The 20285-nt window shown below is 41.4% G+C and carries 17 protein-coding genes; 6 read left to right on the top strand and 11 right to left on the bottom strand.

Annotated features, from left to right (window positions below):
* Positions 1 to 683: 683 nt before the first annotated feature.
* Complete coding sequence (locus KZ793_RS03070; RefSeq protein ID WP_225813381.1) at positions 684 to 1535, bottom strand: enoyl-CoA hydratase-related protein; 852 nt, start codon at positions 1533 to 1535, stop codon at positions 684 to 686.
* 440 nt (positions 1536 to 1975) lie between these two features.
* On the opposite strand from KZ793_RS03070, the gene KZ793_RS03065 reads away from it, so the two are divergent.
* Positions 1976 to 2212 carry a major outer membrane lipoprotein gene (locus KZ793_RS03065; protein ID WP_036805405.1) on the top strand — a complete coding sequence of 79 codons (237 nt, stop codon included), beginning with the start codon at positions 1976 to 1978 and terminating at the stop codon, positions 2210 to 2212.
* Positions 2213 to 2322: 110 nt separating this feature from the next.
* On the opposite strand, the gene KZ793_RS03060 is transcribed toward KZ793_RS03065, so the two are convergent.
* From KZ793_RS03060 to sufA, 7 genes are all read right to left on the bottom strand, one after another.
* Positions 2323 to 3393 (bottom strand): L,D-transpeptidase family protein, encoded by a 1071-nt coding sequence (locus KZ793_RS03060; protein WP_225813379.1) that lies wholly within the window; start codon positions 3391 to 3393, stop codon positions 2323 to 2325.
* Between the two features lie 114 nt (positions 3394 to 3507).
* Positions 3508 to 3924 (bottom strand): cysteine desulfuration protein SufE, encoded by a 417-nt coding sequence (gene sufE, locus KZ793_RS03055; RefSeq protein ID WP_225813377.1) that lies wholly within the window; start codon positions 3922 to 3924, stop codon positions 3508 to 3510.
* Positions 3925 to 3961: 37 nt separating this feature from the next.
* The gene (gene sufS, locus KZ793_RS03050; RefSeq protein WP_225813375.1) at positions 3962 to 5200 is read right to left on the bottom strand and encodes a cysteine desulfurase SufS; all 1239 of its coding nucleotides are present in this window, start codon (positions 5198 to 5200) and stop codon (positions 3962 to 3964) included.
* Entirely contained in the window at positions 5197 to 6510 is a 1314-nt protein-coding gene (gene sufD / locus KZ793_RS03045; RefSeq protein WP_225813373.1) for a Fe-S cluster assembly protein SufD, read from the bottom strand. The genes sufS and sufD overlap by 4 nt, the downstream gene beginning before the upstream one ends.
* Entirely contained in the window at positions 6485 to 7231 is a 747-nt protein-coding gene (gene sufC / locus KZ793_RS03040) for a Fe-S cluster assembly ATPase SufC (RefSeq protein WP_225813371.1), read from the bottom strand. Before sufC ends, sufD begins: the two co-directional genes overlap by 26 nt.
* Before the next feature lie 57 nt (positions 7232 to 7288).
* Complete coding sequence (sufB, locus tag KZ793_RS03035; protein WP_225813363.1) at positions 7289 to 8785, bottom strand: Fe-S cluster assembly protein SufB; 1497 nt, start codon at positions 8783 to 8785, stop codon at positions 7289 to 7291.
* Between the two features lie 12 nt (positions 8786 to 8797).
* A complete protein-coding gene (sufA, locus tag KZ793_RS03030) occupies positions 8798 to 9166 on the bottom strand; it encodes a Fe-S cluster assembly scaffold SufA (protein ID WP_225813361.1) in 369 nt (122 codons plus the stop codon).
* Between the two features lie 656 nt (positions 9167 to 9822).
* Here sufA and KZ793_RS22805 point away from each other — a divergent pair.
* From KZ793_RS22805 to KZ793_RS03015, 3 genes are all read left to right on the top strand, one after another.
* Positions 9823 to 10068, top strand: coding sequence for a Hok/Gef family protein (locus tag KZ793_RS22805; RefSeq protein WP_397443567.1), 246 nt, complete (start codon positions 9823 to 9825; stop codon positions 10066 to 10068).
* Between the two features lie 306 nt (positions 10069 to 10374).
* The gene (locus tag KZ793_RS22800; RefSeq protein ID WP_397443566.1) at positions 10375 to 10575 is read left to right on the top strand and encodes a Hok/Gef family protein; all 201 of its coding nucleotides are present in this window, start codon (positions 10375 to 10377) and stop codon (positions 10573 to 10575) included.
* A 377-nt stretch (positions 10576 to 10952) separates the two neighbouring features.
* Positions 10953 to 11111, top strand: a complete 159-nt coding sequence (locus KZ793_RS03015; RefSeq protein ID WP_075262240.1) for a Hok/Gef family protein — start codon at positions 10953 to 10955, stop codon at positions 11109 to 11111.
* Between the two features lie 403 nt (positions 11112 to 11514).
* Here the strand turns inward: KZ793_RS03015 and menI are convergent, their stop codons facing one another.
* Together menI and ydiJ are read right to left on the bottom strand one after the other, a co-directional pair.
* Positions 11515 to 11931 (bottom strand): 1,4-dihydroxy-2-naphthoyl-CoA hydrolase, encoded by a 417-nt coding sequence (menI, locus tag KZ793_RS03010; RefSeq protein ID WP_011146847.1) that lies wholly within the window; start codon positions 11929 to 11931, stop codon positions 11515 to 11517.
* Positions 11928 to 14987, bottom strand: coding sequence for a D-2-hydroxyglutarate dehydrogenase YdiJ (gene ydiJ, locus KZ793_RS03005; protein WP_225813355.1), 3060 nt, complete (start codon positions 14985 to 14987; stop codon positions 11928 to 11930). The genes menI and ydiJ overlap by 4 nt, the downstream gene beginning before the upstream one ends.
* A 223-nt stretch (positions 14988 to 15210) precedes the next feature.
* Between ydiJ and ydiK the strand changes: the two genes are divergently transcribed.
* Positions 15211 to 16320 (top strand): AI-2E family transporter YdiK, encoded by a 1110-nt coding sequence (gene ydiK, locus KZ793_RS03000; RefSeq protein WP_225813354.1) that lies wholly within the window; start codon positions 15211 to 15213, stop codon positions 16318 to 16320.
* Between the two features lie 445 nt (positions 16321 to 16765).
* On the opposite strand, the gene ppsA is transcribed toward ydiK, so the two are convergent.
* On the bottom strand, positions 16766 to 19144 hold the full coding sequence (gene ppsA / locus KZ793_RS02995) for a phosphoenolpyruvate synthase (protein WP_225813353.1): 2379 nt from the start codon (positions 19142 to 19144) through the stop codon (positions 16766 to 16768).
* A 215-nt stretch (positions 19145 to 19359) separates the two neighbouring features.
* On the opposite strand from ppsA, the gene ppsR reads away from it, so the two are divergent.
* The gene (ppsR, locus tag KZ793_RS02990) at positions 19360 to 20241 is read left to right on the top strand and encodes a posphoenolpyruvate synthetase regulatory kinase/phosphorylase PpsR (protein WP_225813352.1); all 882 of its coding nucleotides are present in this window, start codon (positions 19360 to 19362) and stop codon (positions 20239 to 20241) included.
* Positions 20242 to 20285: the final 44 nt, after the last annotated feature.

Genomic DNA, 20285 nt, shown 5'->3' with positions numbered 1-20285 from the left:
GGAGCATAGATAACGATGTGACACATATTTTTCAAAAATAATTCACACAGATAAAACCCTACGGTTATTCACCCAGACATTAACAACTTTAAAATATAATAATATACCTTTGTTATTTCTATTCACCTTGATTATCCCCTTCGTTCAATATCTTTTTATCATTGATATTATCTCTACCTTGCTTCCCTATCCATCTGACTAACGGCAAACCTAGATTATCACATGGTTCTATTAGTGTTCATATTCATGTAATAACATGCAAAAATAAAATGACTATAGATTAACTCACTCCTCAAAAATATGTCTTTTAATGCTATACCCTTTAATGCAATGTTATCAACAAATTCATCATCAACTACTATTTCTACAATCCGATCATTAATCACTATTATCGAATTAAATTTAACAAGAATAATATTTTATAAACGTCTTACACATTATTAATAAGAAATAACAACAGGAATAATTAATCAAAATTAAATAAAAATAGGAATATTATTAATATATTCATCACATGGAAAAATTATTCCATCCGCTTATATGCTAGTTAATATTAATAATAATGCCATTCTCTGTTTTCTCGCGGTCAGAAAATGGCTTAACCCTCAACAATGATGACATTTTCCAGCACTACATCATTTGTAGAGAACCCTCTTTACATATCATCAACATCTTTGCCTTGATCATGGCTCATCGAAAGCTTTACTGACTTCGCTTAAGTTCTGGAACTCACTTTTTGTTCCGGTTGTTTTCGCTTGAATCGAGCACAAGATATCTTGACGACTAAATATCGAAGCTTGCAAAAGTGCTATTTGTTGCAACGATTCGTAAACACCATGATCACGGCTGTAAAGCATGGCCCGTTTAACCCCGTTAATAGCAACTGGAGGTCGATCAGCAATATGCCGGGCAGTTGCGAGAGCGCCTTCAATTAATGTCGCCGTAGAAGAGAACACCTTTACCACCAGCCCCAAATCATGAGCCTGAACCGCACTCAGCGTATCCCCAGTCAGAGCAAGATAGCGAGCCATACCACCCGGGATCAAATGTTGCAGACGTTGAAGAATACCTAAGTCAGCCATCATACCAATATTGGTTTCTTCTATACGAAACTTCGCATTTTCAGCAGCAAAACAAAAATCGCATGCAGCAATTAAATCAAAACCTGCTCCAAGACAAGCGCCTTGTACGGCGGCAATAACAGGAAATCGAGCACGTTCCAATACGCTTATCGCCTCCTGCATTTGCAATAAGTTGAACTGCATCGCTTCCCGCTCAGTAGGATTAGTCGTATTAGCCTCTTTGCCAGAGGCAAAGATTTGCAGGTCAAGCCCACCACAAAATGTGTTTCCCTGTCCAGAGATCACCATTGCCCGCACTTCACCTGAACGACTAAGTTGCTCTATTGCCTCAGGAAATCGTTTCCAAAACCCAAGCGCCAAACTATTTGCCTTTTCAGGACGACTGAGTTGTAAATGAGCGACTCCGTTGTCAATGCTGATGTTAAAATATTCGTTAGATTGATCAGTTAACATAACAAACTCCTCTTACCAGTTTGAATTTGAGCCTAGGATTCAACCTGAATATTGTCAAGTTATTCATCTACAATAAGATTCAGTTAACAAATTTGTTTTAAGAGAAACCCTAAATTTATGTATAAAAAATGGCTTCATTAAAGAGATGTCCCGATGGTTCAATAGATGCAAGATGACCAAGATATTGTATTTTTTATTTATAAGAATTTTTAACTAAAATTATTTCGAAGAATATCATTCCCTCATGGAATAGGCTTTTTTTGATTAAAATGTTACTCAACGGTTTTGTTTTTTTACATTTAGATGAAAATTATCCGCTCACTAAAGAGAAAAATTGAAATAATTGGTTTTCATGATAAAAATTTATTCTCTTTCTAAAAAACTTTGTGTAATACTTACATGGCTACTTGGAGATTAACTTAAATCTAGAGGGTATTATAATGAATCGTACTAAAATTGTACTGGGTGCAGTAGTTCTGGCTTCTACTCTGTTGGCTGGTTGTTCAAGCACTGCTAAGGTTGACCAACTGACTTCTGATATTCAGACTCTGAATGCAAAAGTTGATCAACTGAGCAATGACGTGAACGCAGTACGTACTGACATTCAAGCCGCTAAAGACGATGCAGCTCGTGCGAATCAGCGTCTGGATAATCAAGTTCGTTCCTACAAAAAATAATTTTTTGTAATTATGTACAAAAATGGCGCACAATCCATCTGTGCGCCGTTTTTTTATCATCAGATTCTGTCAGATAAATATTCGCTGACTTCCTTGTCCGCAATAAAATATTAATTTTCCCGATAGATTGGCCCAGGCTGATATAACGGCGGTAATTTAAACGATTCAGATACATCGTTATTCACTGCCTGTTCTGCACCTTTAACATCGTCTTCCATCCGCACTATATTCTCTTCTGGTAAGTCCTGTTGTGTTTCAGGCTCTATACCTTTACTTACCAGCACCGGCATACCAGAACGACGTACCATCGCTTGTTCAACAATATTCTTATCTGTCTTGCTATTATCAATGAACTTGTTCAAATCGGCTGAGCGGACAATAGGTAATGTCTGTGGATCATCATCCTCTTTTTTAGACAACGGCTGATGTACTTCAATATAATGCTCACCATTTGGTTCTACAGAATACTTAACCGCTTCATTGATAATCTGTACTCGTGTTCCTCGGGGAACAGCGTTGAATAGCGCTTCAATATCATCAGGGCGCAAACGAATACAGCCCGAACTCACCCGCAGGCCGATACCAAAATCAGCATTAGTGCCGTGGATCAAGTATTCTCCGCGCCCGGCAGCTAAGCGCAATGCAAATGCACCCATAGGGTTTTCCGGGCCAGCAGGAACAACCGCAGGTAAAATAACCCCCTGTTCAGCATAATGTTTACGGATATTCTTAGTCGGCGTCCAAGTTGGATCTTTAATTAGCTGACTAACAGATGTTGTCATCACTGGCGTATTACGACCGAGTTGCCCAATACCAATCGGATAAACGATGACTTTGTTTTTTCCTTTAGGAAAATAGTAGAGTCTGAGTTCTGCAAGGTTAATCACAACCCCCTGCCTCGGTGTATCAGGCAACAACATTTGTGATGGAATAATCAGTTCAGAACCCTGAGCAGGCAAATAAGGATCGGTGCCTGGGTTAGCTTCCAGCATTGCCAATAAACCAATTTCATATTCGGCAGCAATGGCCTCTAAAGAACGTCCATCATCGGGTACAACCAATGTCGTATTTTCGCCAATTAAACGACTATTGGCCGCTGGCAAAGTATATTCCGTGGCACTGACTGTATTAGTTAGCCCACTGAACAATAACACGCCAATAAACGTTAAAACTCGTTTCATGCTTGCTTCCTGGAATGACTTCTGAATGTTATCGAATAAATTTAAGTGTAAAAGGTTGAAGCCTTATTGGCCGTACATATTATCAGTAGCGAAAGAAACACGTAAGACCGATATTTAAACCATTTTACTTGCCCTATTTCGGATGGCGCGTATCATCGCATGTAACCCCTGCGTGCGTGAGGGTGTCAGATGTTGCTCCAAAGACAATTTTCCAAAATATTCAGTCACATCCAAATCCAGAATCTCCTGGGGAGTTTTCTCTTGAAACAGGATAAAGACAATCGCAACCAATCCTTTAACAATAGCGGCATCACTGTCACCAATAAATTCCACTTTGTTTTGGTGATTCATTCTCAGCAGTATCCATACCTGACTCTGACAACCTGCAATTAAATATTCAGGCTGGCGTTGTTCGTCAGTAAGAGGAGACAACCTCGCCCCCAGTTCAATCATATAGAGATATCTTTCTTCCCAGTTCTGGCAACGGGAAAAATTATGTAACAATTTATTTACGTCGGGCAAACTTGCCATGACTTCTTCCTTATCACTCTTTCGATCTATAACCGGCTCAACCCAGTAACTTTTCTATTCGCTGCAATCCAACAACAAGCGCATCAATATCGTCTTGCGTAGTATAAATCGCCAATGACGCCCTACACATGCTGGAAACATGGTAATGCTCCATTAACGGAAGAGCGCAATGATGCCCGGTACGGATCGCTATTCCATATTGATCAAGGAAACTTCCCACATCATAAGCATGATGCTGGCCAAGGTTGAAAGCAATAACCCCCTGACGTTGCTCAGGGCCATACAATTTCAGGGTTCTGACCTCTTTTAGCCGTACCATCGCATAATCCATCAGTGCCTGTTCATGTTGCTGAATTTCATCCAGCCCAAGTGAAGTGACATAATCAACAGCAGCACCAAGCCCAATAATTCCCGCCATATTTGGGGTTCCTGCCTCAAATCGCCACGGTGGTTCTGCATAGGTTATCCCCTTTTGCAGGCTGACCTGTTTTATCATCGCCCCACCCCCTTCCCAAGGTGGCATAGCATCCAGCAGGGATTTGCGCCCATAAAGCACACCAATGCCTGTTGGGCCATATAATTTGTGGCTGGAAAAAACATAGAAATCACAGTCCAGATCCTGCACATCAACTTGCTTATGCATAATGGCCTGAGCGCCATCGACTAGAATATGTAACCAACTCCCCTGCTCATCAGCCAGTTTTCTTGCCTGTTTTATAATTTGACGTACAGGATTCACTGTGCCAAGCACATTAGAGAGATGAGTAAAAGAGAGTAATTTAGTACGTGAATCAATCAAAGAGGCTAAAACCGCTTGATCCAACTCGCCATTTTCATTCAATGGCCATACTCTAATTTCAAATCCTATCTGTTCTGCCAGCATATACCACGGAACAATATTGGCGTGATGCTCCATTTCAGTAATAACAATATTATCGCCATTATTGATAAATTTGCGGCCATAACTGTTAGCAATTAGGTTAATCCCTTCCGTCGTACCTTTAACGAATACAATTTCTTCATTACTTTGAGCATGAATAAATTGCGCCATCAGGTGGCGAACATCTTCAACCATCCGGGTAGCCGCAGAGCTCAGAGTATGGATTCCCCGGTGAACCGCCGCATACTGGTACAAACAGAATTCATTTTCTCGTTCAATAACCGAAACCGGCTTCTGAGCACTGGCAGCACTATCAAGATAAACCAGTCGATGCCCATTGACCTGTTGAGTTAACACCGGGAAATCTTGCCGCACCTTTTTTACAGAAAAAGTCATTTTGCCATTCTCGCTAAACGGTGCTTAATGTGTTTCATGACAACGGCCTTCAAGGATTCATCTTCAATAGATTCAGTCAGCTCCGCAGCAAAAGCAAATACCATCATATGTTCTGCATCATGTCGGCTGATACCGCGTGATTGCAGATAAAACAGTTGTTCTTCATCTATCCGACCAATGGTCGCACCATGACTGCATTTCACATCATCAGCGTAAATTTCCAGTTGGGGTTTGGTATCCACTTCCGCCTGTTTACCTAACAACAAATTGTTATTGGTCATTTTTCCGTCAGTTTTCAATGCATGAGGAGCCACTTTAATCATGCCGTTAAATACCGCTTTGCTCTGATCCATCACAATGGTTTTATGCAACTGGCGGCTTTCACCATGCCCCTTATTATGTTCCAAATAAGTACGAGTATCAGCGACCTCTTTTCCTTGTGGCAACAGTAAGCTGTTCAACAACAGATTCGCTCCTTCGCCATTCAACTTAACACTGGTATTGTGTCGGCCAAGCCCAGAACCTAATAAAAAGCTGGTGCTTTTTACTTGAGCATCACGACCAATCACAATATCGTTATGCGCAAAGTGATAACTTGCACTATTCTCAACCCCCAGTTTTATATGAGTGAAATGAGCATTATCCCCCACTTCCGCAGTTAATCGGCCTCCTGTCATATGAGGTTGCTGTCCATCAATACTGACGAAATGTTCAATCACGTTGGCACTGGCATTCGTGCCTACGGCAATATGGTAGCGGTAATGACTAGTATTCAATGCTTCACTACAATGACCACTGGTTATATTCAGCAGGTAAAGGGGCTTTTCTGCCATTTGTTCAGCCTTTAACGTAATAACCAAAGGCTGTTGAGCCAAACTCTCTGTCAGATGCAGAAAGATCTCACCCTGTATCGGCGCCGGAAGTCCACTTTTGTTATCCAGTAAATTTAGCTGATATGGGCCAAATTCACAGGAACTCAGTAAGGGTGAAAAACAACCATCCACCATAACGACACGCCAACAATCCATTGGAATCGCCAATTGTTCGCATTGTGCTACTGTCAATTCCCAAGTTTTGCGGCTGTATTGCTGATTTAACAATTTATCCAGCGGCGTATAACGCCAATCTTCGTGTTTGAATTGAGGAAAACCGGTTTGAGTGACCCGTTGCCAATGCAAACGGGCATGAGATGAATCCTCACCATGACGGCAATGATACAAATCAGCAAAACGTGCTAATGCTTGCTGGTTACGTTCTGCCACCTGACGCACCTTTTCAGCTCTTTCACTGTTGGTCAATAAGCCAGCCATAACCTTGTTCCTCCAACTTTTTCGCCAAACTGAAATCACCGGATTTAATAATTCGTCCCTGATAAAGTACATGCACAAAATCAGGTTTGACATAATCCAAAATACGTTGGTAATGGGTCACAATAATGAATGAGCGGTTTGGATCACGTAGAGAATTCACACCATTAGCCACAATTTTCAGTGCATCAATATCCAGCCCTGAATCTGTTTCATCTAGAATACAAAGTGTCGGCTCCAGCGCAGCCATTTGTAGAATATCATTACGTTTTTTCTCACCACCGGAAAAACCGACATTAACTGAACGTGTCAGCAAATCCGGTGGCATATCCAACAATTCAATTTTTTCTTCGATAAAATCGGCAAAATCAAAGCGATCCAGCGGCTCCTGATGGCGATATTGGCGGACTGCGTTCACTGCGGTTTGCAGGAAAAACTGATTGCTGACACCCGGAATTTCCACTGGATATTGAAAAGCCAGGAAAATCCCCTCCCCGGCTCGCTCTTCTGGCTCAAATCCAAGTAAATTTTTTCCTTTAAAGGTGATTTCACCATCATCGATTTCATACTCTTCACGGCCAGCTAACGTTGCTGATAATGTACTTTTACCGGAACCATTCGGCCCCATAATGGCATGAATTTCACCCGGTTTAACTTCAAGATTTAATCCTTTTAGAATTTCATTACCTTCAACACTGACTCGTAACTTTTTAATACTTAACATATTACATGCCTTCGAACGACTTAACGTTCTGTCATAAAAAAGGGAAACAGGGAAAACTCATCCGACACTGTGTTCAAGGCTGATCGCCAGCAATTTTTGTGCTTCAACGGCAAATTCAAGGGGAAGTTCAGAGAACACATCCTTACAGAACCCATTAACAATCATGGAAATCGCATCATCTTCACTGATGCCACGTTGTAAGCAATAGAACAATTGATCTTCACCAATGCGGGAGGTTGTCGCTTCATGCTCCAATTGCGCCGTATTGTTCTGTACTTCTACATAAGGGAATGTATGCGCGCCACATTCGGTACCAATCAACATGGAATCACATTGGGTATAGTTACGGGCGTTTTCCGCCCCCGGTAATATTTTGACTAATCCGCGATAACTGTTCTGACTACGGCCAGCCGAAATGCCTTTTGAAATGATGGTTGATTTGGTATTACGGCCAATGTGGATCATCTTGGTACCGGTATCTGCCTGTTGAGTACCGTTAGTCAGAGCAACGGAGAAAAACTCGCCAATCGAGTTATCCCCTTTCAGGATCACACTGGGATATTTCCAAGTAATTGCGGAACCTGTTTCCGATTGAGTCCAAGACATTTTGGCATTTTCACCTTCACATAACGCCCTTTTAGTCACAAAGTTGAGAATTCCCCCGGCACTGTCACCCCCGGAAAACCAGTTCTGGACAGTGGAATATTTCACTTCGGCATCTTTATGGATAATCACTTCGACAACCGCAGCATGAAGCTGATAGCTATCACGCACCGGTGCGGAGCACCCTTCTATGTAGCTGACATAACTGCCTTCATCAGCAATCAAGATAGTACGCTCAAATTGGCCCGTTTTCGCTGCGTTGATACGAAAATAGGTGGATAGCTCCATTGGGCATCGAACTCCTTTCGGTACATAAACAAAGGTACCATCAGAAGCAACTGCGGCATTCAACGCGGCAAAAAAGTTATCGTGGCTTGCAACCACGCTGCCGAGGTATTTACGGACCAATCCGGGATATTCCTGTATCGCTTCACTAAATGAGCAGAAAATAATACCTTCTTTCGCTAACTTATCCCGATAAGTTGTTGAAACAGAAACAGAGTCAAAAATAGCATCTACCGCAACAGCTTCACCTTCCCGTACAGGAACACCCAACTTATCAAATGTTTCTTCAATTTCCGCAGTTAAATAGCTATTAGCTTGCTCCGCTCCTGATCCTTGAACAGCGCCAGATTGTGAATTGCAACTATCATCACAAGCACCGCATGAAGGTGCTGAATAATAACTGTAGTCCTGATAATCAAGATTGGGATAATTCGCTTTCAACCAATGGGGTTCTTCCATTCCTAGCCAATGGCGATAAGCCTCTAGCCGAAATTCAAGCATCCATTCGGGCTCATTGCGTTTTGCGGAAATAGCCCGCACAACATCTTCACTCAAACCCTTAGCTAACTCATCCGTCGCTACCTGAGTAAAGAAGCCTTCTTTATAACGATGATCGCTGAGCCAAGTCTGCACATCATCACTGATTTCCACATTGCTCTGAGACATATATTGGTACACTTATATACCAAAGCTTTCACCACACCCACAGGCATGTTGTGCTTTTGGATTATTGAATTTAAATATCTGATTTAAACCTTCACGGACAAAATCCACCTCAGTACCATCGATAAATGGCATGGCTTTCAGAGGGACATATAGACATGCACCTTCACTTTCATACCTTAGATCATCAGGTGCTGGATCGTTAACCATCTCAAACACATAGCCAAAGCCGGCACATCCTGACTGCTTAACCCCCAGATATAATCCCTTACTTTGTGGGTTTTGCTGCATCAATTTTAGGATCTGCGCTGCGGCTCTCGCGGTGATAGTGATTCCCTGCCATACGGTTTCATTCAGAGAAAAGGTTTCAACACTATTTGTCATAGTTGACCTCACATTTGTTCTATAGCCATTATCGGAGAGTTCTCCTCCCGTACAATGGTAATGATAACCTTTATCACTTCAACCATTTGTTTTAAGAGGATATACCTTGAGAAGCCCAAATTTTATACAAATACGATGATTTATGTTCATTTCACATGAAGGTATATTTTTAATTTACTGTTTTATCTATAAATTATTAGTTTGATCAATTGTGCTATTTTTTACTTATTGGCATAAGACAAAAGCACAAAAAGTTCATCAGAAATACCATTTGATGTGAGCTTTTAGATACACAGGAGAATGAGAATGGTTCCCTCCCCGATATGAAAATAGCAACCAATCAGGAAAAATTGATATAGTTAACCGGAGATACAGAATGGCGGTTGCCAGTATAATTATAATATATGCAAATAGAATTTCTATTTAATCGACGCAATTAATTAAACGCATTAAGAAGCCATTTTATCTATATATTCCATTTTCAATATTCCTTCCTTTTCTTATTAATAGCTTCACTATCTGGCTAATTTAATTTGAAGGTATTACTTGACCATAATAAATATTTTCAAGATCTTGCATCCCATGCGAATAAACGTATACTGCCTCCGGGTGCTTGAGACTTTCTGTCTTGAGCATTAATGTTCTAAGCAAAAATTATGTTTCAAGCAGAAAGAGAAAAGCCCCATCCGACTATAAATCGAAATGAGGCTACTCCTATGCCCAACAACATAAGGCTAGCCTCTTACCTGATAAAAAGCAAGGAGAGAAAGGCTATGAAGCCACAAAAAATCGTAATATTTAGTTTGATCATTATTTGTGTGACGTTACTCCTATTCACATGGATAACAAGGGGTTCACTCTGTAAGCTCCATATCAAACGAGGTAATACGGAGCCATTATGATTATAATATATGCAAATAGAATTTCTATTTAATCGACGCAATTAATTAAACGCATTAAGAAGCCATTTTATCTATATATTCCATTTTCAAAATTCCTTCCTTTTTTTATTAATAGCTTCACTATCTGGCTAATTTAATTTGAAGGTATTACTTGACCATAATAAATATTTTCAAGATCTTGCATCTCATATGAATAAAAGTATACTGCCTCCGGGTGCTTGAGACTTTCTGTCTTGAGCATGATATTCCAAGCAAAAATTATGTTTCAGGCAGAAAGAGAAAAGCCCCATCCGACTATAAATCGAAATGAGGCTACTTCTATGCGTAAACAACATAAGGCTAGCCTCTTACCTGATAAAAAGCAAGGAGAGAAAGGCTATGAAGCCGCAAAAAATCGCAATATTTAGTTTGATCATTATTTGTGTGACGTTACTCCTATTCACATGGATAACAAGGGGTTCACTCTGTAAGCTCCATATCAAACGAGGTAATACCGAGCCATTATGATTATAATATATGCAAATAGAATTTCTATTTAATCGACGCAATTAATTAAACGCATTAAGAAGCCATTTTATCTATATATTCCATTTTCAATATTCCTTCCTTTTCTTATTAATAGCTTCACTATCTGGCTAATTTAATTTGAAGGTATTACTTGACCATAATAAATATTTTCAAGATCTTGCATCTCATATGAATAAAAGTATACTGCCTCCGGGTGCTTGAGACTTTCTGTCTTGAGCATGATGTTCTAAGCAAAAATTATGTTTCAGGCAGAAAGAGAAAAGCCCCATCCGACTATAAATCGAAATGAGGCTACTCCTAATGCTGAACAACATAAGGCTAGCCTCTTACCTGACAAAAAGCAAGGAGAGAAGGCGATGAAGCCACAAAAAATCGTAATATTTAGTTTGATCGTTATTTGTGTGACATTACTCTTGTTCACATGGATAACAAGAGGTTCACTCTGTAAGCTCCATATCAAACGAGGTAATACCGAGGTTGCGGCAATCATGGCTTACGAATCCAGCGACAGGTAAGGCAACCTTAGGCGGGAGGCTTTTACTCCCGCCCTTTTAGATGTTGTTATGGCTTAGTTCTCAGGCACCCTTCATATTTCAGTGGAATTAAACAGTAATTAGAACTACTGAAATTTTAGCATTAATTGATATATCGGCATTTACAAATTTAAGTAAAATTGTTCAATTAGTTATTTATCTATTTCAATATTAATTTCCTTAATATAATTCAACATTTAAATTCATCGAATATATATAAGAAACTCAAATAACCCATAATATTATAAAAATATCGATAAGCTCCATAAATATCTATACTTCTTAAAGGTTATCGCAACTCAATTCAATTACCATAAAAAATAACTTCTTCACTTAAATAGTAGGTTATTCCACACCAATAACCTACTTCCACTTTTTTTATATTTTATCCAGGTAAAACTGATGTGGTTAACCGAGAGGTACAGCACAAATGTTGCCGCTCATCAAAAATATCAATTCGCCACACCTGGTGATTGCGGCCAATATGAAGAGGTTTACATACGCCTTTCACTTCACCACTACGAACCGACCGAATATGGTTAGCATTGATTTCCAACCCAACAACTTTTTTCTCACCTTCGGAACAGAGATACCCAGCTAAAGAACCGAGTGATTCTGCCAGCACAACAGATGCCCCACCATGCAATAAGCCAAATGGCTGACGCGTGCGATAATCAACCGGCATTGTGCCTTCGATATAGTCATCACCGATATGCGTGATTTTTATGCCCAGATGGCCCATCATACATTGGCTATTTACTTGATTCAGGCTATCCAGTCCAATATCACGTTTCCAAATCATGGGATTATCTCCAATAAAGCTTGCAACGGATGCTTAAGTACTTGCCCTTCTATCCGCTTAACCTGACTGCGGCAGGAATAACCGGAGCTTAAACAACGCTCCAATGGTAATTTCTGCAAGGCAGGTTGCCAGGATAACTTATAGATACCAATAGAGTGTTCTATGTTTTTGTTTTCATGACCATAGGTTCCAGCCATGCCACAGCAGCCTACACTGATATTATCCAGCTTGCTACCCAACCGATGGAAAATTTTTCCCCACTGTTGACTACTGCCCGGTAACATAGTCACTTCGGTACAATGTCCAAATAGATACCATTTATCACCGGATCTTTCTTCACGGTCACTTTTCTCCGGTAAGGTATTAATCAACCATTCATGAACAAGCTGAACCTCAAACTTGCCGCGCCGCTCTCCCAGAGTTTCTTTATATTCGTCCCGGTAGCACAGCACCAGCGCAGGATCAACACCGACCATTGGAATACCCAATTCAGCAACCCGGTTCAGAAAATCTGACGTCTTTTTGGCCGTTTTAGCAAAACGAGATAAAAAGCCTTTGATATGTTGTGCTTTACCATTTGGAGAAAATGGCAGTAATACGGGTTTATATCCCAATTTTTCTACCAAACAGGCAAAATCAGCCACAACTTTAGCATCGTAATAGCTAGTGAACGGGTCCTGAACGATCAACACATGTTCGTTACGATGAGCTTGTTCCATTTTTTCAAGCTGTTCCAATGTGGTCGAAAGTGCATAATGACCCGCCAGTTGTTGATGCAGCGTCGGGCTGGATAACAAGGGTAAATCCACCATGCCGATAGTCCGGCGACTCAATTCTTGCATCCACGGCTGTTTCAGGAAGAAATTAAATAGCCGAGGAACTTTAGCCATTAATGGCGTACTGCTTTCCGCACTCGCCACAATATGATCACGTAAAGGGCGAAAATAACGGCCATGATACAACTCAAGAAAACGTGCACGAAATGATGGAACATCAATTTTAATCGGGCACTGTGTTGAGCAAGCTTTGCATGCCAGACAACCAGACATTGCCTCTTTCACTTCGTGAGAAAAGTCATACTCTCCGCGCCATGCCTGCCAGCTATTACGAGTCCTCTCAATCAACCCACGCAAACTTGGTCGTTTTTGTTCTAATCCCTGTTTCAGTAGCGTTGGGTCCACACCCTGTTCAGTCAAAAGACGCAGCCATTCACGCACGAGTGTCGCGCGTCCTTTCGGCGAATGAATACGTTGCTGACTCACTTTCATCGATGGACACATCGGGCTTTTTACATCGAAATTAAAACAGAGCCCATTCCCATTACACTCCATAGCGCCACGGAATGTATTCTTTACATTTATCGGAATTGTCCGGTCATACGTTCCTCGCTTAACCGCATCGACTTTCATCATCGGGGCATCAACCCCCATCGGAGGACAAATTTTACCTGGATTCAAACGGTTATCTGGATCAAAGGCGGCCTTGATCCGGCGTAATTCTTCATACAAGATGCTACCGAAAAATGCCGGGCTGTATTCAGCGCGAAATCCTTTACCATGCTCTCCCCACAGCAAACCACCATAACGTGCGGTGAGACTGACAATTTCATCAGAAATCTGTTTCATCAGTATTTCTTGCTGAGGATCGCACATATCCAGCGCCGGCCGAACATGCAACACCCCCGCATCCACATGACCAAACATGCCATAATTGAGATGATGGCTATCCAATAGTTGCCGGAATTCCGCAATATAATCAGCGAGATACTGTGGCGGTACACACGTATCTTCTACAAAAGGAATGGGTTTCGCCGCACCTTTACTGTTACCCAACAAGCCAACCGCTTTCTTGCGCATTGCATAAATACGCTCAATATCAGCTAACTCTCGGCAAATTTGATAACCAATAACTCCAGCTTGATTACCATCCATCAGTTCATCAAGGCGCTGACAAAGTGTTTCTACTTGCCGATCTATCAAAGGTTGATCATCGCCACTGAATTCAACAATATTCAACCCCTGCATATCTTTGTTAGGAACATCCGTAATCAATTCCTTGACTGAGTGCCAGACGATATCTTCACGCGCTAAATTCAGCACCTTGGAATCTACGGTCTCAACCGATAATGCCTTTGCCTCCACCATAAAAGGAGCATTACGCAGTGCAGAATCAAATGAACCATATTTCACATTCACCAACCGCCTAACTTTTGGCAGCGGGGTAATATCCAAAACCGCTTCGGTAATAAAGGCTAGCGTTCCTTCTGAACCGGTTAAGATACGGCCTAAATCAAATTTTTGCATATCGTCACTGAAAACATGGCGCAAATCATAACCGGTCAGAAAGCGATTAAGTTTGGGGAATTTTTCAACGATAAGTTCACGTTGTTCACGGCAACGACTAAGCACTGTGTTATAAATGCGACCGGTAACCGAATCTTCTTGCGCAATCGATTCCGCCTGGACTATATCCATAGCGCGGGTGTCAAGTAATTCCCCCCCTAATAGAACTGCCCGTAGGCTAAGAACATGATCAGAGGTTTTACCATAGACTAATGAGCCCTGACCGGACGCGTCGGTATTAATCATGCCACCCAATGTTGCACGGTTACTGGTTGAAAGCTCCGGTGAAAAGAAATAACCATATGGACGCAAATATTGGTTCAGTTGGTCTTTAATCACCCCAGCTTCAACTCTGACCCAACCTTGCTCCGGGTTAATCTCAAGGATACGATTCATATAACGGGACATATCCACCACAATACCATCATTAAGCGCCTGACCGTTTGTGCCTGTACCGCCACCACGTGGAGTAAATGTCAAATTCTGATATTCTTTTTCACCTGCGATTCGAGCCAGTAAAACCACATCTGCACTGGATCGAGGGAAAACGACAGCCTGTGGTAAGAGTTGATAGATACTGTTATCTGTCGCCATTGTCAGACGATCGGCATAACTGCTGGCAACATCTCCGGTAAATCCTTGTGCCTTTAATGTATCCAAGAATTTCTGTGCGACCTCACTGACGTGCGGTGCTTGTGATATACGTGGGATCATTATCGTTTTGACCCTTTTAAAATGAGTGTCCACATTGCTTTATTTATACTATCTTTGAATCAATGCCTTAATCAGCCGTAACCATTTACTACCGTTAACTGATTTGTCTGAGAAGGCAAGCGTTTACCTTATCATAATATTCACCTATTTTGAGTAACCTGTAGATAACATCCTATGTATTCATTATCTTTAGCGCCACTAAATCCCTGAGAGAAATTAACTTATGGACAAATCTCAACCGTATTATGACCTACCAAAACTATTATTTACTTTAATTTTCCTGTCACTGTTAATTGTTACCAGCTTTTGGGTAATAAAGCCCTTTATCTTTGGTTTTGTCTGGGCCGGCATGGTTGTTATCGCTACCTGGCCATTATTAGAAAAACTACAGAACAGTTTATGGGGTAAACGCTGGATTGCTGTCTCCATCATGACGCTACTGTTAATTCTATTATTTGTGATCCCTATTGCATTACTGGTCAGTAGTTTATTGGAAAACAGCGCGCCATTAATCCAGTGGGCTAAATCCCCCTCTCATTTTCAGATACCGACAATGACCTGGCTGAATAGTATTCCTCTGGTTGGCGATAAACTTTACAGCGGTTGGAATTCACTCATTACTGATGGTGGAAATGTTCTGATAGCTAAAGTCCAGCCTTATATTGGAGAAGCAGCAACCTGGTTCTTTACTCAGGCGGCAAATGCCGGGCGTTTCGTATTCCATCTCTGTTTGATGGTGCTATTCAGCGTGCTTTTATATCTAAAAGGCGAACAGGTGACGATAAGCATTCGCCATTTCGCCATTCGCCTGGCAAATAAACGCGGAGATGCCGCCATTCTGTTGGCAGCACAATCCATCCGTGCCGTAGCGCTCGGAGTGGTGGTTACCGCATTGGTTCAAGCCATTATCGGTGGTCTTGGCTTGGCTGTTTCAGGCATTCCTTATGCTACGTTGCTGACAGTACTCATGTTTGTCTGTTGTGTCGCTCAACTCGGTCCATTATTGATTTTAGTTCCCGCTGTTGCCTGGCTTTATTGGACAGGTGATACAACCTGGGGAACCGTGCTACTGGTCTGGAGCTGTATCGTAACGACAATGGATGGATTTCTTCGCCCGTTTTTAATCCGTCTGGGCGCAGATTTACCTATGGCGCTGATATTAATAGGCGTTATTGGTGGAATACTCTCATTTGGCATGATTGGCTTATTTATCGGCCCCGTTGTATTAGCAGTTGCTTATCGTTTATTAATCGCATGGATGAATGAAGTCCCAGAGCCTGAAAATGATTTAGCCGAAATTGAAAAATATCTGGAACAGAAATTTTCAGAATAAATTTGTATGATAATTAATCCTGACTGATGTAGCGAAAGAGAATTAGCTCTTTCGCTAAAGCATAATCTTATAAAACTTATCACTCTTCTGAGATGCTCATTCATTAAATATCATTATTGTGAAGAAATTGTTAAAAATTAGTTAAATTTTGCTCATTATAGCCGTAAATAATATGGAAATTAGGACAATTCTTAATGAATAAACTATTTAACTAAATTAATATAAGCGGGCTATGAACGAGACGTTTATTTCTCCTTTTGATGGTTCTACTTGTTAGAAACGCTTATATTGCTGTGTGTAGTCCTTGCCTATCACGCCCATGATAGGCTTTTTTTTTTTCGCTATTTTTATACTTTTCCGTAAAGCTATAATTAATGACTCTAGTTGTCAGAAAGCCCGCCATTATTTTGACGGGCCTTTAGTTTCAATTGAGTATTATTCTCAATTAATTCACTTTCGCTAATCCTAACCAAGTTTTTACAACGGTATCTGGATTTAATGACAGGCTATCAATCCCTTCTTCCATCAACCAATGAGCAAAATCCTGATGGTCTGAAGGCCCCTGCCCACAAATTCCCACATACTTGTTTTGACGCTTAGCCGCCTGAATAGCTAACGAAAGCAGAGCTTTGACCGCATCATTACGCTCATCAAACAGTTCAGATACCACCCCAGAATCCCGGTCTAAACCAAGAGTCAGTTGAGTCATATCATTAGAACCAATAGAGAAGCCATCAAAATGTTCAAGGAACTGTTCTGCCAGAATTGCGTTGGACGGAATCTCACACATCATAATGACTTTCAATCCGTTTTCACTGCGCTTCAACCCTTGAGATGCCAGTTCAGCAATCACGGCTTCAGCCTGCGCTACCGTACGTACGAATGGGATCATAATTTCAACGTTGGTCAACCCCATATCATTACGTACACGTTTAACGGCTTCGCACTCTAATGCAAAACAGCGACGGAAACTGTCAGAAACATAACGCCCTGCACCACGGAAACCGAGCATAGGGTTCTCTTCATCAGGTTCATAAATGTCACCACCAACCAGATTGGCATATTCATTGGATTTAAAATCAGACAAACGGACAATAACCCGTTTCGGCCAGAATGCAGCCGCCAGAGTGGCAATCCCCTCCGTCAAGCGCCCAACATAGAACTCAACCGGATGGTCATAACCTGCCATCAGCGATTTTATCTCTTGCTGCAACTCAGGAGTTTGCTGATCAAACTCCAGTAATGCACGGGGATGTACACCAATCATCCGATTAATAATAAACTCTAAACGAGCAAGACCTACGCCATCATTCGGCAAACGGGCAAAATCAAATGCACGATCTGGATTGCCGACGTTGAGCATAATTTTTACATCAAGCTCCGGTAACTGATCGACTTGAGAACTTTGTACAGTAAAATTCAATTGATTCTGATAAACAAAACCCGTATCACCTTCCGCACAGGAAACTGTCACCGACTGATTCTCTTTTAAACGTTCCGTTGCATCACCGCATCCAACCACTGCGGGAATGCCCAATTCACGGGCAATAATCGCTGCATGACAGGTCCGGCCACCGCGGTTAGTCACAATCGCAGCGGCTTTTTTCATAATAGGCTCCCAATCCGGATCGGTCATATCAGTGACCAAAACATCACCCGGCTGGATACGATCCATTTCATTCAAGTTGTGAATAACTTTTACTCGACCCGCGCCAATACGATGGCCTATGGCACGCCCTTCCACCAATACCTGACCTTGTTCATTCAGTTGGTAACGCTCCATAACCTGCTGATTTGAGCGGACAGTCTCAGGACGCGCCTGAACAATGTATAACTTGCCGTTATGACCATCTTTAGCCCATTCAATATCCATTGGCCGGCCATAATGTTTTTCAATTAATAACGCCTGACGCGCCAATGCCTCAACTTCTTCATCAGCTAAAGAGAAACGATTGCGTTGTGATGCTAGTACATCTTCGATACGTACCTGCTTGCCATGTTCTTTATTGTCAGCATAGATCATATGCAGTTTTTTAGAACCTAGATTGCGTCGCACAATGGCCGGTTTACCCTTATTCAGGGTTGATTTATGAACATAGAACTCATCCGGATTCACAGCGCCCTGAACAACCATCTCACCCAATCCGTAAGCAGAGGTAATAAAAACAACCTGATCAAACCCTGATTCAGTATCAATAGTGAACATCACACCGGAAGAGGCGAGATCAGAACGCACCATACGTTGTATACCCGCTGATAGTGCAACCCCCCGATGGTCATATCCCTGATGGACACGATAGGAAATAGCGCGATCATTAAACAATGAAGCAAATACATGCTTGATGGCAACCATCACAGCATCAATGCCTTGCACGTTTAGAAAGGTTTCCTGCTGCCCGGCAAAAGAGGCATCAGGCATATCTTCAGCCGTTGCCGAAGAACGTACAGCAAAAGAGGCTTCGGACTCTCCTTCAGACAACTGTTGATAAGCATCCTGAATATCTTTTTCCAATTGTGGCAGAAATGGCGTATCAATCACCCATTGGCGAATTTGTGCGCCTGCTTTAGCCAGTTGATTGACATCATCAACATTCGTTTCATCCAGCAAGTCATAAATACGCTGATTGACACCACTTTGTTCCAAGAAATCATTAAATGCCTGTGCTGTCGTGGCAAAACCATTCGGGACAGAAACCCCCAACTCTGACAGGTGAGTGATCATTTCTCCCAGGGAGGCGTTTTTACCACCAACCCGGTCAATATCATGCATACCTAATTGGTCATACCAAAGCACATTACGCGGGGTGAGGTCATTATTGGGCATTAAAACAATCCTTTTAACGTTCGTGAGGTACAAATCGGAAAATTGGCACTGCATAGAGCAGTCATAAATAGACTAACACAATGTTTTCGCACACATAGAAAGGTGAATCGATCAACCCAACATATTATTTTTTTCTTAGGTATACTTTGCAGAAAATCGATACTCGGTTTCATTTAACTAAACGATTGGAAAGATAAAAGGTCACCATAAATATCATGGCAGAATTCAGATTAGAAACATCAACGGAACGTAATGGTCGTAATAGTGTTGAAAGTGTTGAACGCACTGTTTTTTTTATTTCAGATGGCACGGCAATTACCGCAGAAGTATTGGGCCATGCTGTTTTATCACAATTTCCCATCAAAATAACTTCTTATACTCTTCCTTTTGTTGCCAGTGAAACCCGCGCAGAAGAAATAAAGCAACAAATAAATCAGATATATCAGGATACGCGTATAAGACCTTTAGTTTTCTATTCCATTATCTCTTCTGGAGTGAAAAATATTATTACCAGTAGCGAAGGATTTTGTCAGGACATTGTACAAACACTGGTAGCCCCATTACAGCAAGAAACCGGGTTGGAACCCAAACCCGAACTTAATCGCACTCACGGTCTGACTGAGAAGAACCTCAGTCAGTACGATGCGCGTATAGCGGCTATTGATTATGCTCTGGCACATGATGATGGTATCTCTTTACGTAATCTTGACCAGGCACAAGTTATCTTATTGGGCGTATCCCGCTGTGGGAAAACCCCCACTAGCCTCTATTTAGCCATGCAATTTGGTATTCAGGCGGCAAATTATCCTTTTACTGCGGATGATATGGACAATCTACAATTATCTGCGGCATTAAAACAATTTCAACATAAATTATTCGGTTTAACTATAAGCCCTGAACGGCTGGCAGCGATTAGGGAAGAACGTCGAGAAAATAGCCGTTATGCATCATTGAGGCAATGTAGAATAGAAATTTCTGAAGTTGAAGCTTTATTCCGTAAGAATAAGATTAATTATCTTAACACCACCAATTATTCTGTTGAAGAAATCTCAACCAAAATAATCGACATGATGAAGTTAAATCGCCGAATGTTTTAAAAATATATCAATAGGAATAATGAAAAAAAATTTATCATATGATT

It is taken from the genome of Photorhabdus antumapuensis, assembly GCF_020387775.1.
In the GTDB taxonomy this organism is placed as follows: Bacteria; Pseudomonadota; Gammaproteobacteria; order Enterobacterales; family Enterobacteriaceae; genus Photorhabdus; species Photorhabdus antumapuensis.
Note: the sequence above shows the minus strand (reverse complement) of the source record. Positions and strands in the feature narration are given on the sequence as shown.